This window comes from Marinobacter algicola DG893, assembly GCF_000170835.1.
Lineage (GTDB): Bacteria > Pseudomonadota > Gammaproteobacteria > Pseudomonadales > Oleiphilaceae > Marinobacter > Marinobacter algicola.
Map to the genome: position 1 here is coordinate 1 of NZ_ABCP01000019.1, position 15,821 is coordinate 15,821.

A 15,821-nucleotide genomic window follows, 5' to 3' on the forward strand; every position below is an offset into this window, starting at 1 on the left:
CCAATCCTGATCCGCGTTACCCAGACTTATTGTTTCCGGCTCCCAAAAACAGCTGATAAGCCTCGTTATCAGTCATGTTCTCGTAGCGGAAGCCAACCTTGTCGAGCATTTTCTCGAAGTCCTTCACTTCGTCGTCTTCCACCTGGGCACCCAGCAGAACACGGCTGTAGGCCGCACCGTGGTTGCGGTAGTGGAACATGGAGATATTCCAGCGGGTGCCAAGCGACATCAGGAACTTCAGCAAGGCGCCCGGGCGCTCCGGGAACTCAAACTGGAAAACCTTCTCGTTGGTTATCGTCGGGGCGTGGCCGCCTACCATATGACGAATATGCTGCTTGGCCAGATCGCTCTCAGTCAGGTCTATGACGGAATAACCGGTTTCCCGCAGATCCTGGATCAGATCTTCACGACCGTGTCCGCCTGCCGCAATCTGGATGCCCACGAATATGGTCGCATTGGTGGCGTCGGCGTAGCGGTAATTGAACTCGGTGATGCTGCGCTTGTGCAGAGCATTGATGAACGTCTTGAAGGCCCCCGGTTTCTCCGGGATGGTCACCGCGAGGATGGCTTCACGCTTTTCACCGATCTCCGTGCGCTCCGAGATATAGCGCAGGCGATCAAAGTTCATGTTGGCCCCACTCAGGGTGGCCACCAGGTTTTCGTTCTCGATCTGCTCGCGCTCGATGTACTTCTTGATGCCAGCCACGCCGAGCGCACCGGCCGGCTCGGCGATGGAGCGGGTGTCTTCGAACACATCCTTGATGGCGGCGCAGATTTCGTCGGTGGAGACGGTGATCACCTCATCCACGTAGTCCTTGCAGATCTCCCAGGGGTATTTGCCGATCTGCTTGACAGCCACGCCGTCGGCGAAGATGCCGACTTCGTCCAGCACCACCCGCTTGCCGGCCTTCATGGCCGCCTGCAGACAATTGGAATCCTCAGGCTCAACACCGATCACCTTGATTTCCGGGCGCAGGTACTTGATGTAAGCCGCCATGCCGGCAATCAGTCCGCCGCCGCCAACGCAGATAAAGACGGCATGAATGGGTTTGCTGAACTGCCACATGATTTCCATGGCCACCGTGCCCTGCCCGGCGATCACGTCAGGATCATCAAAGGGCGGGATATAGGTGTAGCCGTGTTTTGCGATCAACTCCTGGGCATGGGCTGCGGCTTCGTCAAAAGCATCGCCTTTGAGAACCACTTTGGCGCCGTGATCACGCACCGAACGTACTTTGATCTCTGGCGTGGTCTGAGGCATGACGATGACCGCCTTGATGCCCAGGTTCTTGGAAGCCAGGGCCACGCCCTGGGCATGGTTGCCAGCAGACGCACAAATCACACCCTTGGCTTTCTGCTCTTCAGAGAGCTGCGCAATCCGGTTGTAGGCACCGCGAATCTTGAAAGAAAACACCGGCTGAAGGTCTTCGCGCTTGAGCATAATGTTGTTGCCAAAGCGCTTGGAGAGGCTGCGGGCCTCGGTCAGCGGGGTCTCGATGGCCACGTCGTAGACACGGGCATCAAGGATTTTCTTTATGTAGCGTTGCGGCATGGGTCCGTCCAGAGTTGGATTGTCGTTGGGAAAACAAACAGTGTAGAAACTTTGCCGGGGTTCCGTCTATAAGCTCGCCCCACTGAAGGGCTATAATGACGGCTTTAACCACACTTTCCTGCAAAACCGGAGTCGATCGATGAATCAGGACGAACTGAAGAAAGCCGTCGCCAAGGCCGCACTGGACCATATCAGGCCGCACCTGGATCAGGAGAGCGTTATCGGCGTGGGTACCGGCAGTACGGCTAACTGTTTCATCGATCTGCTGGCGGATATCCGCACCGATTTCGATGGTGCGGTCGCCAGTTCCGACGCCACGGCAGAGCGCCTGAAAAGCCATGGTATTCCGGTATACGATCTCAACAGTGCCGGGCCACTGGAGTTTTATGTCGACGGTGCCGATGAAACCAATGAACGCCTGGAACTGATCAAGGGCGGCGGTGGCGCCCTGACCCGGGAAAAGATCGTGGCGGCAGTGGCCAAGACGTTTATCTGCATTGCCGATGGGTCCAAGGAGGTGGACATCCTGGGCGCGTTTCCGCTTCCGGTTGAAGTGGTGCCCATGGCCCGCAGTCATGTTGGCCGCGAAATCGTCAAGCTGGGCGGCGACCCGGTTTATCGTGAGGGTTTTACCACCGACAACGGCAATATCATTCTGGATATCCACAATCTGGATATTTCCCGCCCGATTCAGGTGGAAGAGCAGTTGAACAATATTGTAGGCATTGTGACCAATGGGCTGTTTGCGCGACGGCCTGCGGATTTGTTGTTGCTTGGTACTGAAGATGGGGTAAAGACGATCTCCCGCAAGGATGGCTAACGTCGGAGGAAACCACGAAGAGGTAAACTCATCAGGGGCACGCTGTTAATACGTCCGTGTACGCTCGACAAAAACATCCATGTTTTTGACGTCCCCTGATGAGCCCACCTCTTCGTGGCCCTGACTCTTTTCGGGCCTTCCAGGAACCAAGCGCTTGCTTGGTTCCTTTTTTTGCGTGAGACTGATCTCATGATTTCCGATTGAGGGAGGCTTTCCGTGTCTGATTATTTCAACGATACCCATGAACAGGTTCGCCAGAGTGCCCGCAAGTTCGTTGCCACTCATGTATTGCCCTATATAGACGACTGGGAGGAAGCTGGCGAGTTCCCCAGGGAGCTCTATAAGACCGCTGGGGAGGCCGGACTGCTTGGGGTCGGTTTTCCGGAAAGTCTTGGCGGCATTGGTGAAGGCGATATTTTCATGAAAGTCGCCGTCTCCGAAGAGCTGATGCGATCCACCTCCGGCGGCCTGGTGGCTGGGCTGGGCTCGCTGGATATCGGCCTGCCTCCGGTGGCGAAGTGGGCACAGCAGGACGTAAAAGAAGCGATTGTGCCCTCGGTGCTGCGAGGCGAGAAGATTGCCGCGCTGGCAGTTACCGAGCCCGGCGGCGGGTCCGACGTTGCCAACATCAAAACCCGGGCTGTCAGGGACGGCGATGACTACATCGTCAACGGCAGCAAAACCTTTATCACCAGCGGCATGCGTGCCGATCATTACACCGTTGCGGTACGCACCGGTGGCGAGGGCCATGGTGGCATCAGCCTGTTATTGATTGACCGCGATATGCCCGGCTTTTCCACCGGCAAGAAGCTCAAGAAAATGGGCTGGTGGGCCAGCGACACGGCGGAGCTGTTCTTCGAGGACTGCCGGGTGCCTGCCAACCGCCTGATTGGCGCCGAGAATGCCGGTTTTATCGCGATCATGAGCAATTTCCTGTTCGAACGCCTCAGCTTATCGATCATGGCCTACATGACGGCTGAAATCGCCCTCGAGGCGTCCATGGCCTGGGCCGGCCAACGGGAAGCCTTTGGCCGCCCGGTGAACAAATTCCAGGTCACCCGTCACAAGCTGGTGGACATGGCCACCCAGGTGGATGTGGCGCGGGAGTATACCTATCGCTGCGCCGCACTGATGCAGGCGGGCAAGAACCCCATCAAGCAGGTTGCCATGGCGAAGAACTTTGCGGTGGACGTGTGCGAGAAAGTCACCCGCGAAGCGGTCCAGATTCATGGCGGCATGGGGTATATGCGGGAATCGGTGGTGGAGCGGCTGTACCGGGATGGGAAGATTCTGTCGATTGGCGGTGGCACCGACGAGATTATGAAGGAGTTGATTGCCAAGCAGATGCGGTTGTAGCGGTCAGGCGATACCAACGTTTAGTTTCGATCCACCCCATTGTCCCGTATAATTGCGCCCACTTTTTAAACGCAGTTAAACGCACTTCAGAAAGGATCGATCATGAACTTCGACCATATCCCTGCTGGCAAGAACCCGCCGGAAGACATCTACGTCGCCATTGAAATCCCATCCAACAGCTCCCCAGTGAAGTATGAGCTGGACAAGGACATGGGCGCCCTGCTGGTAGACCGTTTCATGGCTACGCCAATGTTCTACCCGGCCAACTATGGCTTCATTCCCCACACCCTGGCTGACGACGGCGACCCGATCGACGTACTGGTCGTCACCCCGTATCCGGTGCAGGCAGGTTCCGTGATTCGCTGTCGCCCGGTCGGTGTACTGAACATGGAAGACGAAGCCGGTGGCGACGCCAAACTGGTTGCCGTCCCCCACGACAAGCTCACCAAGAGCTATACCGACGTGAAAGATGTGGAAGATCTCCCGCAACTGCTCCGCGACCAGATCCAGCACTTCTTCGAGAACTACAAGACGCTGGAGCCGGGCAAGTGGGTTAAGGTTCAGGGCTGGGCCAGTGCTGCCGAAGCCAAGAAGGCCATCGAAGCGTCTGTGAAAGCCTACAAAGACTGATAGGCGAAGCCTTCAGGCGATAACAAAAAACCGGGCTGAGAGGCCCGGTTTTTTTATGCGGCAATGCTATACCGGCATCAACCCCGGGTCAGCAGGTCACGCATATCGCTGATCGCGGCACTGGCACGAGATAGATACGCCGCCATGGTCAGTGAGTGGTTGGCCAACACACCAAAGCCGCTGCCGTTCAGGATCACGGGGCTCCACATCTCTCCCTGGGTACCTTCCAGCTCAATGATAATCTGCTTGGCACTCGCCAGAGCGTTCTTGTCGTTCAGCACCTTGCGGAAGTCCACTTCGATGGCGCGGAAGATGTGCAGCAGGGCCCAGGCGCTGCCGCGGGCCTCGTAAAACACGTCGTCAATTTTCGTCCATGAGGTTTTGACCTCCTCGCCCATGACATCTTCCGACAGCGGGTCTCCAGGATTGACGTTGGAAACAGCGTCGGACACCGACGCTTTGCCAACGCTCTCACCGAGCGTGCGGGATAGGCTGCCCAGGCGGGTTTCAAGGTCCGCCAGCCAGTTGGCCAGATTGTCGGCTCTGGCGAAGAACTGGGCGTTGGGCTGATCCGGGCGCGACAAGCGGTCCAGGTAGCTGTACAGGGCCTTGATGCCACGGCGATACTCCGCCTCGGTGGATGGAATCGCCCAACTGCCACTGTCAAAGTGGAACTGGGGCTCAGCGATGGTCAGGTCGGGGTCCTCAGCGGACTGGCTCTGGGAGCGGCTGATGTCTTTGCGCATGGCGCGGGAAAAATCGCGAAGCTGGACGAGGGCGCCGTATTCCCAGTTGGGCATATTGTCCAGCCAAAGCCCCGGCGGGAATATGTCATTGGAAACGTAGCCGCCGGGCTTATCGAGAAGAGTCTCTGCAACCCGAATCATGGTCACCGTTGTTGCAAAACCGGCCACCGGCTCCCGCTGCATCTCGTCGGCTACGGTGCGTGTGTGTTCGCGTACAGAGAAAACGTCTGGCTCGCTGCTCCAGATCATGCCTAGCACCAGGGCAACAAGCAGATAGACAACCACAACGGCCAGTATAAACTTGCCGACAACCCCACCACCGGTGTAGTCCCGCACGTCGTCTTTGCGATCACTGAAATACTGTCTGATTTTTCCTGGCATCGGTTTTCAGTTCCCCTGTCTGTCGTTTTATCCCGGACGCTATCCGTTCGCGCACTGCGAATACCATGAAGCAACGGCAACGTTTATGCAATTTGCGGCGTTTTGCGGCACAGTCGCCGCGATCACATACTAATGTCCCGCCTCGAAGGGACGGCCCAGATGGTACCCCATTGCGCCGTCGATACCGACACCCTGCAGTGCCGCGTATTCAGCGGCGGTTTCAACACCTGTGACGTAGACGCGCACGCCGCGGCTGTGGGCAATGGTGGTCACGGATTCGAGGTAGAAGCGGTTGTCGTCGTGGCTATCGATATCATGAACGAAGCTGTTATCAATACGCAGCGCCTGGAACCTCAGATTCCTCAGGTAGCTGAAGGGCACCCCGCCGACACCAAAGCGGTCGACAATCACCGACACCTTCAGCCGGTTCAACCCACGCACCAGGAGCCCCACTGCTGTGCGGTGATGGTGGACGGCCTGCTCGGAAATGCCGATCTGCAATCGCCGGCGCTCCTTTCCGGCAGCGGACAACTGCTCCAGAAGCTCTTTACGGAAGGTCTCACTGGCCACCGAAACCATGCCCAGACTCAATGCCAGGCGGGTGTCCGGTTCCAGACGCAGCAACGCCAGAGAACGTTCAAGGACCCAGCGATCAATGTCCGGAATCATGCCAAAACGTTCCGCCATAGGCACAAAAATACCGGCCTTGATCCAGCCATCCTCCGTTCTCATCCGGGAAAACACCTGGTGGAACAGCACGCCGTCATCGCCATTACTGATCATGGGCTGCATCCACAGCGACATCTGCCCCTGGGCGATTGCTTCGCCAATCATGACTCGCCATTTTTCACTGTCATGGTGCTCATGCCGGTCGCGATCAGCAGCATGACAGGCAGACCCCTCCTCCATCTGTGCTTGCCGGAGCGCTTCGTCGGCCGCCGACATCAGCTCATCTGCTTTGCGGGTTTCGGCGGCTTGGGCAATGCCAGCGTGAACAGCCACATCCATGGGCGCGGAGAGGTCCGAGTAGATGCCGTCCAGTTCCTCGACCAATTGACGACACCAGATCACGCCGTCGGCGCGTGAAACGCCCGGCAGGAAGACCGCAAACCCGGCGCCAGTCAAGCGGCCGGCGAACGAATCGCTGTGGGCGTTAACAAAAGCATTCAGTGCCCCCGCAATGCGAATCAGCAGACGGTCGGCCTCGTCGCGGCCATAACTCTGGTTATACTGGGCGAACGCTTCCAACTGAATCAGGAACAGCACCCCTGGGGCGGACCGCTCTTCCGATTCCACTTCAACCTTTAGGCGCTGTTCGAACGCCCCCCGGCTCGCAAGCCCAGTCAGGTTGTCTTCGTTGTTGACCTTGCGCAGGTGCTGAATCAGTTTGGCCTGCCCCTCAAAGAGTCGACCGAGGTCATCCGCCATCTGATTCATAGCGTGGGTAACCTGGTTCAATTCCCGCGTGGAGGTGATGTCGACCCGGCGCCTGAAGTCCCGTTTACCCAAGGCCTTGGCCTGCTTCTCGACAGCCCTGAGCGGACGCATCAGGCGTGTCATCATCCAGAACAGGCCGATCAGCCCAAGGCCACCAATCAAGGCAGAGCCGGCCACGATTCTCACCGTCACCACCCACAGGTCTTCGTAGGCCCGGCCAGGGTGGCTCACGACCCGCACCTTACCCAACCGGCTCCAGCCGCGTACCACTTCCGCTTCGCCCACCGGCAGGGGCAGATCCGCCAGCGCCACAAACCAGCCCGGCACATCCACCTCACGCAGCGAGGTTCCCCGACCGGCCACTTCCTCACCCTGGTTATTGACGTAAACCACCGAGAGATAACGACCACTGTCGAAAACCGCATCGATCAATGAAGACGAGGCCACTGGATCGCGGCCGTCTATGGCATTGGACAGGGACAAGCCTATGGCCGTGGCCCCATCCCGGGCGTGGCCCTGGAGTTGGTCCGACATGTAATCCCGGAACCGGTCAAAACTGACGCTGGCCGCCGCCACCAGCACGAGCAGCAACATGCCCCCGGTGAACAGCAATAGCAGGCTGCGCAAGGTAATAACACCCTGCTGGTGAGAGATCTGTCGGTCGTTTTGCGTCCGTGCCATCACTGGCAGCCCCTATCTGAAGCAACGATTGTCGGCTATCTGGTGTGATCTGCCCCGCAGAGTTGACAAACATTTACACTGCGTCACCTACGCCGACAACATTAAACACTATAGACTCTGCAAAAAGACTAATGTTGAAAATATCCGCCCGTACCGGAAACGGGCGGCTCAGAACGAGAAAAACACAGGCCGGAGCACAATGAACGACGATAGCCAGAAAGACAAACTCAGGCAGCACTTCGCTCGCCGTGTCACCACCCAGGCGCGCGTCGTCCTGGATACATGGCAGAAGATCCACGAAGACACCGGCCAGTCTGCCGTCTTCAGGGGCGATTTTGCCAGAGCAGCCGACAAACTGGTTCGCTACGCAAAGCGCTTCGACATGGAAAGCCATGCCGATTCCGGGCGCCAGGTGTTCGACCTGATCGGCGAGTGGCCGGAAGGCACCGCGCTGCCCGAAGGGCTGGATCGCAAGCTTCAGGATGCCATTGAACAGCTGTCTCATTGCACGTTGAGACGGACCGACCAGGAAGCCAGCGAGGCCCCCCAGCAATATCGACGGACGCCCGTCTATATTGCTCTGGCCAGTGAGGAAATGGCCGGCCGCCTGATCCGTCAGCTTGAGTTTTTCGGCTTCCGTGCGTCAGCATTCAACACTGCCGACAAGCTGATCGAAGCCTGTGCACTTCACAAACCCGAAACCATTCTGATGGACGTGAACTACGGCGGTGAACCGCTGAGCGGCATTGCCACCATCGAACGGCTTCAGGAGCGACACGACACCCCCATCCCCATCATCTTCATGAGCGACGAGGATGGCACCATCCAAACCCGCCTGCGGGCGTCCCGCTGCGGTGGTGAGGAATTCTTTTACCCGGCGGTGGATCCAGGCCAGTTGATCGAGAAGATCGAGACCTACACCCACGGCAATACCGTTGAGCCCTATAAAGTGCTGGTGCTGGACGACTCCCGCGCTCAGGCCAAGTTCATGGAAACGGTTCTGAAAAAAGCGGGCATGAATGCTCACATCATCACCGACCCGATGGAAATCATTCATGCGCTGGAGTCGTTCTCACCGGAAATCATCATCCTGGACATGTACATGCCCGGCTGCACCGGCATGGAAATCGCGCGGGTGATCCGCCAGCAGGACCGCTTCCACAGCGTGCCCATCATCTACCTTTCCGCCGAGGAAGACGTTTCCAAACAGCTGCATGCCATGAGCCTGGGAGGCGATGACTTCCTGACCAAGCCGATTGATCCGAAACACCTGATTTCCACCATACACAATCGGGGCCGGCGTGCCCGGTCGCTGCTGGCGCTGATGATCCGCGACAGCCTCACCGGCTTGTTCAATCACACTCATACCCTGCACCTGCTCGATCAGGAAATCGTGCGGGCGCGGCAGAAAGACCAACAATTGTGCTTTGCAATGATCGACATCGACTACTTCAAGAAGGTGAATGACACGTTTGGCCACCCCATTGGCGACCGTGTGCTGCGAAGCCTGTCCATGTTCCTGAAACAACGCTTGCGCAAGACCGACCACATTGGCCGATACGGTGGTGAGGAGTTTGCCATTATTCTGCCGGACACCCGCGAGAGCGATGCCCGCAATGTGCTGAACGAAATCCGCGAGCGTTTCTCGGAACTGCTTCAACCGGCTGGTGACCGGGAGTTTAACGTCACCTTCAGCTGCGGTGTTGCCGCCTGGAAAGGCGATACCTCCCAGGCCCTCTGCGAACGGGCGGATAAGGCGCTTTACCGGTCCAAGGCCGAGGGCCGCAATTGCGTGACCGCCGCCGGCGACTGACTCCAACCGACACAGGTTGGTTCTCCCCACCAACGGCCCCGCCCCGCTCTCGGGGCCGTTTTATGAAACCAACGTCTTATAGAACTCCTGATCACCCTTCACGACAATGACCGTGCAAACGACAAAGAGTGCTTTTGCGTGTGCAAGATACTTTTCGACACATACCCGATTGTCAAAAAGTGTTGATCTGAAGACTTCAAGAACGCACCATTGAGGGAAAATGTCGCTAAATTCGGCGATCCTGTAAAAACGTCAGCAAGGCAGACGAAATCATGTCAACCATACTCGTACTTCATGGCCCCAACCTGAACATGCTGGGAACCCGCGAGCCGGAGGTGTACGGCCACGAGACATTGGCGGACATTGACGACCGTTTGCATCGGAAAGCCGCCGAAGATGGCCATCACCTGCTACATTTACAGTCAAACGCGGAATATGAACTGATTGAGCGGATACACGAAGCCAGATCAGAAGGGGTTGATTTCATCATCTTCAACCCGGCGGCGTTCACCCATACCAGTGTTGCACTGCGGGACGCCATGTTGGCCTCGGGCATACCGTTTATTGAGGTCCATCTTTCCAACGTGCATGCGCGGGAAGCATTCCGTCATCACTCATACTTTTCTGATATCGCCGATGGCGTTATCTGCGGGCTGGGCAGCCAGGGGTACGACCTTGCACTCGAAGCCGCCCTGCAACGAATTCATCGATAGAACTGATTAAAACGGGATCGGACTGACTATGGACATTCGCAAGATCAAGAAACTTATCGAACTGCTGGAGGAATCCGACGTCGAGGAGCTGGAGATTCACGAGGGTGATGATTCTGTTCGCATTTCCCGACGCCGTGAACAACTGGCCGCGCCACAGTATATGGCCCAGTATCCGTCGCCAGCACCCCAGCCCGCGTCGCCGCAGCCGTCCGCGCCAGCCGCCGACGAGCCCGCAAAGCCGGCAGAGCCCTCCGGCCATGCGGTGAAGTCGCCAATGGTCGGCACCTTCTACCGCTCACCCTCGCCCACCGCGAAAGCGTTCGTGGAAGTCGGGCAGTCAGTGAAAGCCGGCGACGTGGTGTGCATCGTCGAAGCCATGAAGATGATGAACCAGATCGAGGCAGATAAAAGCGGCACCATCGCCGAGATCCTGGTGGAGAACGGTCAGCCGGTCGAGTTCGACCAGCCGATGATCATCATTTCCTGAACCCGGTGATACTCTCATGGCTATGTTAGAAAAAGTCCTGATCGCAAATCGCGGCGAAATTGCCCTGCGCATCCTGCGCGCCTGCAAGGAGCTGGGCATCAAAACCGTGGCTGTCCACTCCCAGGTCGACCGTGACCTCATGCATGTCCGTCTGGCGGACGAGTCGGTCTGTATCGGCCCCAACAGTGCAACAGACAGTTACCTGAACATCCCGACTATTATCAGTGCGGCAGAAGTGACGGACTCCGTCGGTATCCATCCAGGTTACGGCTTCCTCGCCGAAAACGCGGATTTCGCCGAACAGGTTGAAAAAAGCGGCTTCCGCTTTATCGGCCCCAGAGCCGATACCATTCGCCTGATGGGCAACAAAGTTTCTGCCATCAACTCAATGATTGCGGCAGGCGTTCCCACCGTGCCGGGCTCAGACGGCCCATTGACGGATGACGACAACCGCACCCTGGAAATCGCCCGTAAAATTGGCTATCCGGTCATTATCAAAGCCGCATCTGGCGGTGGTGGTCGTGGTATGCAGGTGGTTCATTCCGAAGCGGCCTTGCTGAAGAGCGTGCAGGTCACACAGTCGGAAGCCAAGAACTCTTTCGGGGACGCTACGGTTTACCTCGAAAAATATCTGGAACGCCCCCGCCACGTCGAAGTGCAGGTACTGGCGGATACCCACGGCAACGTCATTCACCTTGGCGACCGTGACTGTTCCATGCAACGCAGGCACCAGAAAGTCATCGAAGAAGCCCCTGCGCCGAATATCGACCCGGAAGCGCGCGAGAAAACCCTGAAAGCCTGTGTCGACGCCTGCAAGGAAATTGGCTACGTGGGTGCGGGTACGTTCGAGTTCCTGTACCAGGACGGCGCTTTCTACTTTATCGAGATGAACACGCGGGTGCAGGTGGAGCATCCGGTGTCAGAGATGGTGACCGGTGTCGATATCGTTCGTGAGCAACTGCGCATTGCCAGCGGCCTGCCCCTGCAATACAGCCAGGACGAAATCAAGATCTCCGGCCATGCGCTGGAATGCCGTATCAACGCAGAAGATCCGCAAACCTTCGTTCCCAGCCCAGGCAAGGTCAAGCATTTCCATGCGCCAGGTGGCAACGGCATACGAGTGGATTCGCATCTTTATAGCGGCTACACGGTACCGCCGTACTACGACTCCATGGTGGCCAAACTGATCACCTGGGGCGATGACCGGGAAATAGCCCGTCGCCGCATGAAGAACGCGCTGGACGAACTGGTGGTTGAAGGTATCAAGACCAACCAGGCCTTGCACAGGAAACTGGTACGCGATGGCGGCTTTAAACAGGTAGACTTCACTATCCATTATCTGGAAAAACTGATACGGGACTGACCCGTTGATTCGTCTACCAAACAGGACACCCACATGCCCTGGATACAACTACAGATCCCGGCTGATCCCGATAACGCGGACCAGCTTGAGGATCTGCTGATGGAGATGGGCGCTGAGGCCGTCTCCATGGAAGATGCCGCCGACCAGCCCCTGTACGAACCCGACCCGGGCACAACACCGCTCTGGCACCAGACCAGCGTCACCGGCCTGTTCGGGTCCGATCGCGATATCGAAGAGCTCTGCGCCGCCGTTAAGGATGCCTGGCACCAGCAGACACAACAGTCACTGCCCGACATCGACGTTACCCTGGTGGAGGACAAGGACTGGGAGCGTGAATGGATGGACGATTTCAAGCCGCTGCGCTTCGGTGACCGGCTTTGGATTGTGCCCAGCTGGCATGACGCTCCGGACCCGCACGCCGCCAACCTGCTGCTGGATCCCGGCCTGGCCTTTGGCACCGGAACTCACCCCACCACGGCGCTATGCCTGGAATGGCTTGATGGTCAGGACGTGACCTCACGGCAGGTGATCGACTATGGCTGTGGCTCCGGCATACTGGGTCTTGCGGCCCTGTTGCTGGGCGCCGACCACGTTATCGGGGTCGATACAGACCCCCAGGCACTGGAAGCCAGCCGCGAAAACGCGCGCCGCAACAAGGTTGAAGAAGACCGGCTGGACCTGTTCCTGCCCGGGGATGAACCCGATACCATGGCGGACATCATGCTGGCTAACATACTGGCCCAGCCATTGATTGGCCTGGCGCCCAGGTTGGCTGCAAAGGTAAAACCGGGCGGTGATATTGTGTTGTCCGGCATACTGTCCAACCAGGCCCGGGAGGTCATGGAGGCCTACGAGCCCTGGTTCATCATGGACGAGCCGGAACAACGCGAGGAGTGGATACGGCTCACAGGACGGCGCAACGACAGGTGACGAACTCTTACGAACCAACTAAACTCCGTGACTCGTAGCGACGCCGCTTACAGGAAAGAAGCATGACCCAGAGCAGCCTGCAGACACGATGCCCAAAATGTGAAACCCGGTTCCGGGTCACCGACGCACAGCTGAGCGTAGCCAGCGGAAAAGTGCGTTGCGGCAACTGCATGGCGGTGTTCAATGCCGTCGAACACCGGATAAGCGAGGGCTCTTCAGGTGCCTCCAGCCCAAAGAGCGGCCCGGCAGCCCTGGAACAGCAGGATGCTCCAGCGCATCAGGGGTTCGCCTCGGATGATGACCTGATTTTTGCGGACAACCCTGAGGAGGATGCGGCCGAGGGCCCATACGCTGGTACCCGGCTGACCTTCTCCGACGACGAACTGAGCGACAGCTTTCGCACCGTCGACGAGCGCAGCGGTGGCACGTTCGAGACTGACAACGACGACGAAACCGACGAAAAAATCGATGAAAGCTGGGCCGAGGCAATGTTGTCCGAAGAAGACGACACCAGGCGCAAAGCCAAGCCCGCACCCACGGAACCCGAGCCACCAGAAGAACCTGCGGAGTTCGAGCAACCACAACCAGAGCCCCCCGAGAACGAGCCATTTGAGGAGCCAGCCTGGGATGAGCCCGAAGAAACACCACGGCAACCCGAAGACCTGAGCCTGGAGCCCGTAGACAACGCGGATGGTTTCTACGTCGATGAACCTCAATCATCATCCTTCGACTATGACGCTGGCCCGGTGACTGACAACGAACCTCTAGTCGCCGTTTCCCCCTACAGTAACCTGCGCAGGGAACCGGTCTCTGTAGCAGGCAATGGTAGGGGGCGCGTGAGAGCGGCGTTATGGACCCTGATCATACTCGCGCTGCTCGGCGTCCTGGTGGCGCAAGTCACCTGGTTCCAGTTCGACCGCCTGTCCTCCATACCGGAACTGCGCCCCTTTTACGAACAGGGCTGCGAGATCGCCGGTTGCGAACTGAAACCGCTGATCAATGTGGATGCCATCCAAAGCCGTAAACTGGTGGTCAGGACCAACCCGGAAAACCGCAGCCAACTGGTGGTTGATGCCGTCATCATCAACCGGGCCGCCTTTGAACAGCCATTCCCCGCCATTGCCCTGACGTTCTCCAATCTGAATGGTGATGTGGTCGCCCAGAGTGTGTTCACACCGGACGAGTATCTGGCGGGAGACGGCCGTGATCTTGAGGCAATGCCGACTGATACTCCGGTCAGGATTGTCATCAATATCCGCGATCCCGGAAAGGACGCCGTGAACTACAATATCGCCTTCCGAGCCTATCAGGAGTAAGCAAGTCCTCACTCGACAGAAACCAGGGACCGCCACCGAATAGACTGAAAGTCAACCAGAAAGGACGAAAAATAATCAATTTTTTCATGGCTTCGCCCCTTCAATAGGATCTCTGCCAGCGGTATCATTACCGCCCTTCGGATCAGGATCGGTTACTTATTGAGCAGCCGTTCACTTCCGACGTTCGCTTAACCCGCTGTTACACGGATTCAGATCATGCTGCCAACGGCAAAAATCGGGCCGTATACCCTGCCCAGTCCGTTGATTGTTGCACCTATGGCCGGTGTAACAGACCGTCCTTTTCGCCTGCTCTGCCGGCGCATGGGCGCTGGCCTGGCGGTATCCGAGATGGTCATTGCGGACAGCAAACTGTGGCATACGCGCAAGTCAAAAACGCGTATGAATCATGAAGGTGAACCCGAGCCCCGTTCAGTACAGATCGCCGGCGGCGACCCTGAAATGCTGGCCAACGCCGCCAGACTGAATGCCGAGTTCGGCGCCCAGATCATCGATATCAACATGGGCTGCCCGGCCAAGAAGGTGTGTAACAAGGCCGCCGGCTCAGCACTGATGAAAGATGAGGCGCTGGTGCGGGATATCCTGAAAGCGGTCGTGGCCGCCGTGGACATCCCGGTGACACTGAAGATGCGCACGGGCTGGGACAGGGAACATCGGAATGCGCCACTGATTGCCCGCATGGCCGAAGACGCTGGCATCCAGGCCCTGGCCATTCATGGTCGTACCCGTGCCGATGCCTACAAGGGCGAGGCCGAGTACGACACGATCGCCGATGTGAAGTCCCGGGTAAGCATTCCAGTATTTGCCAACGGCGACATCAACTCGCCGGAACAGGCACAGCATGTACTGAAATTCACCGGCGCCGACGGGCTGCTGATCGGCCGTGGCGCACAGGGCCGGCCCTGGATTTTCCGGGAAATCCTGCATTTTCTGGAAACCGGTAGGCACCTTGCCGAGCCGCCTGTGGATGAGGTGGAACAGGTACTAAGCGAACACCTGGACGCCCTGCACCGCTTTTACGGCGAAACCATGGGCGTGCGAATTGCCAGGAAACACGTGGGCTGGTACCTCCAGTCCCACGACGAAGAGAAACAGTTCAGAAAACGCTTCAACGCCATCGACGACGCGATGGCGCAGAAAGACAGCATTCAACAGTACTTTGCAGGCTTACGAAATGGAGAGGTATTCGCAGCATGACCGCTGAGACTTTGGCTAAAGACAACCTGACCCCACCGGCCAACGATGATATTCATCAGTTGCAAACGGTGAACAGCAGCGGCAACACGGTTACCCTGCGCGACAGCGTGGAAGTTGCCCTTAAAAATTATTTTGCCCAACTCGATGGCGCCCCGGTGACCGAGGTCTACCAACTGGTGTTATCGGAAGTCGAGGCCCCGCTGCTCGAACAGGTGATGAAATACACCCGCAACAACCAGACCAAGGCATCGACCATGCTTGGCCTGAACCGCGGCACCCTGCGCAAGAAGCTCAAACAGTACGGTCTGCTATAATCCAGCTACCCGATTGCAACGAGGGCCTCCCGGACATCATTCGCGAGGCCTTCATTCGTTCATACCC

General features: G+C 57.9%; 14 protein-coding genes. 11 read left to right on the forward strand and 3 right to left on the reverse strand.

All coding sequences use genetic code 11. The annotated features are described in order from the left end of the window. Positions 1-16: 16 nt before the first annotated feature. On the reverse strand, positions 17-1,552 hold the full coding sequence (ilvA, locus tag MDG893_RS12510) for a threonine ammonia-lyase, biosynthetic (RefSeq protein ID WP_007154153.1): 1,536 nt from the start codon (positions 1,550-1,552) through the stop codon (positions 17-19). 139 nt (positions 1,553-1,691) lie between these two features. On the opposite strand from ilvA, the gene rpiA reads away from it, so the two are divergent. The 3 genes from rpiA (at position 1,692) to ppa (ending at position 4,358) form a co-directional block, all read left to right on the forward strand. Then, positions 1,692-2,372, forward strand: a complete 681-nt coding sequence (rpiA, locus tag MDG893_RS12515; RefSeq protein ID WP_007154154.1) for a ribose-5-phosphate isomerase RpiA — start codon at positions 1,692-1,694, stop codon at positions 2,370-2,372. A 216-nt stretch (positions 2,373-2,588) separates the two neighbouring features. Further along, on the forward strand, positions 2,589-3,728 hold the full coding sequence (locus MDG893_RS12520; RefSeq protein ID WP_007154155.1) for an acyl-CoA dehydrogenase family protein: 1,140 nt from the start codon (positions 2,589-2,591) through the stop codon (positions 3,726-3,728). 102 nt (positions 3,729-3,830) lie between these two features. Then, positions 3,831-4,358, forward strand: coding sequence for an inorganic diphosphatase (gene ppa, locus MDG893_RS12525; protein WP_007154156.1), 528 nt, complete (start codon positions 3,831-3,833; stop codon positions 4,356-4,358). A gap of 77 nt (positions 4,359-4,435) precedes the next feature. Here the strand turns inward: ppa and MDG893_RS12530 are convergent, their stop codons facing one another. Both MDG893_RS12530 and MDG893_RS12535 read right to left on the reverse strand, forming a co-directional pair. After that, entirely contained in the window at positions 4,436-5,485 is a 1,050-nt protein-coding gene (locus MDG893_RS12530; protein ID WP_007154157.1) for a DUF2333 family protein, read from the reverse strand. Between the two features lie 129 nt (positions 5,486-5,614). After that, the gene (locus MDG893_RS12535) at positions 5,615-7,603 is read right to left on the reverse strand and encodes a bifunctional diguanylate cyclase/phosphodiesterase (RefSeq protein ID WP_007154158.1); all 1,989 of its coding nucleotides are present in this window, start codon (positions 7,601-7,603) and stop codon (positions 5,615-5,617) included. Positions 7,604-7,802: 199 nt separating this feature from the next. On the opposite strand from MDG893_RS12535, the gene MDG893_RS12540 reads away from it, so the two are divergent. The 8 genes from MDG893_RS12540 to fis all read left to right on the forward strand — a co-directional run bounded on the left by MDG893_RS12540 (position 7,803) and on the right by fis (position 15,754). Continuing rightward, complete coding sequence (locus tag MDG893_RS12540) at positions 7,803-9,416, forward strand: diguanylate cyclase (RefSeq protein ID WP_007154159.1); 1,614 nt, start codon at positions 7,803-7,805, stop codon at positions 9,414-9,416. Between the two features lie 272 nt (positions 9,417-9,688). Then, positions 9,689-10,129, forward strand: coding sequence for a type II 3-dehydroquinate dehydratase (aroQ, locus tag MDG893_RS12545; protein WP_007154160.1), 441 nt, complete (start codon positions 9,689-9,691; stop codon positions 10,127-10,129). A gap of 28 nt (positions 10,130-10,157) precedes the next feature. After that, complete coding sequence (gene accB, locus MDG893_RS12550; protein ID WP_007154161.1) at positions 10,158-10,616, forward strand: acetyl-CoA carboxylase biotin carboxyl carrier protein; 459 nt, start codon at positions 10,158-10,160, stop codon at positions 10,614-10,616. Between the two features lie 16 nt (positions 10,617-10,632). Beyond that, complete coding sequence (gene accC, locus MDG893_RS12555) at positions 10,633-11,979, forward strand: acetyl-CoA carboxylase biotin carboxylase subunit (protein WP_007154162.1); 1,347 nt, start codon at positions 10,633-10,635, stop codon at positions 11,977-11,979. A gap of 33 nt (positions 11,980-12,012) precedes the next feature. Beyond that, entirely contained in the window at positions 12,013-12,909 is an 897-nt protein-coding gene (prmA, locus tag MDG893_RS12560; protein WP_007154163.1) for a 50S ribosomal protein L11 methyltransferase, read from the forward strand. A gap of 62 nt (positions 12,910-12,971) precedes the next feature. Next, positions 12,972-14,225 carry a DUF3426 domain-containing protein gene (locus tag MDG893_RS12565; protein WP_007154164.1) on the forward strand — a complete coding sequence of 418 codons (1,254 nt, stop codon included), beginning with the start codon at positions 12,972-12,974 and terminating at the stop codon, positions 14,223-14,225. A gap of 219 nt (positions 14,226-14,444) precedes the next feature. Further along, a complete protein-coding gene (gene dusB, locus MDG893_RS12570) occupies positions 14,445-15,440 on the forward strand; it encodes a tRNA dihydrouridine synthase DusB (RefSeq protein WP_244264428.1) in 996 nt (331 codons plus the stop codon). Beyond that, positions 15,437-15,754, forward strand: a complete 318-nt coding sequence (gene fis, locus MDG893_RS12575) for a DNA-binding transcriptional regulator Fis (protein ID WP_007154166.1) — start codon at positions 15,437-15,439, stop codon at positions 15,752-15,754. Before dusB ends, fis begins: the two co-directional genes overlap by 4 nt. Positions 15,755-15,821 lie beyond the last annotated feature (67 nt).

What these genes read in the sequence shown, in the direction of transcription:
- ilvA (WP_007154153.1), bottom strand. Translation starts at nt 1,552, where the DNA reads ATGCCGCAACGCTACATAAAGAAAATCCTTGATGCCCGTGTCTACGAC.
- rpiA (WP_007154154.1), top strand. Translation starts at nt 1,692, where the DNA reads ATGAATCAGGACGAACTGAAGAAAGCCGTCGCCAAGGCCGCACTGGAC.
- ppa (WP_007154156.1), top strand. Translation starts at nt 3,831, where the DNA reads ATGAACTTCGACCATATCCCTGCTGGCAAGAACCCGCCGGAAGACATC.
- MDG893_RS12530 (WP_007154157.1), bottom strand. Translation starts at nt 5,485, where the DNA reads ATGCCAGGAAAAATCAGACAGTATTTCAGTGATCGCAAAGACGACGTG.
- MDG893_RS12535 (WP_007154158.1), bottom strand. Translation starts at nt 7,603, where the DNA reads ATGGCACGGACGCAAAACGACCGACAGATCTCTCACCAGCAGGGTGTT.
- MDG893_RS12540 (WP_007154159.1), top strand. Translation starts at nt 7,803, where the DNA reads ATGAACGACGATAGCCAGAAAGACAAACTCAGGCAGCACTTCGCTCGC.
- aroQ (WP_007154160.1), top strand. Translation starts at nt 9,689, where the DNA reads ATGTCAACCATACTCGTACTTCATGGCCCCAACCTGAACATGCTGGGA.
- accB (WP_007154161.1), top strand. Translation starts at nt 10,158, where the DNA reads ATGGACATTCGCAAGATCAAGAAACTTATCGAACTGCTGGAGGAATCC.
- accC (WP_007154162.1), top strand. Translation starts at nt 10,633, where the DNA reads ATGGCTATGTTAGAAAAAGTCCTGATCGCAAATCGCGGCGAAATTGCC.
- prmA (WP_007154163.1), top strand. Translation starts at nt 12,013, where the DNA reads ATGCCCTGGATACAACTACAGATCCCGGCTGATCCCGATAACGCGGAC.
- MDG893_RS12565 (WP_007154164.1), top strand. Translation starts at nt 12,972, where the DNA reads ATGACCCAGAGCAGCCTGCAGACACGATGCCCAAAATGTGAAACCCGG.
- fis (WP_007154166.1), top strand. Translation starts at nt 15,437, where the DNA reads ATGACCGCTGAGACTTTGGCTAAAGACAACCTGACCCCACCGGCCAAC.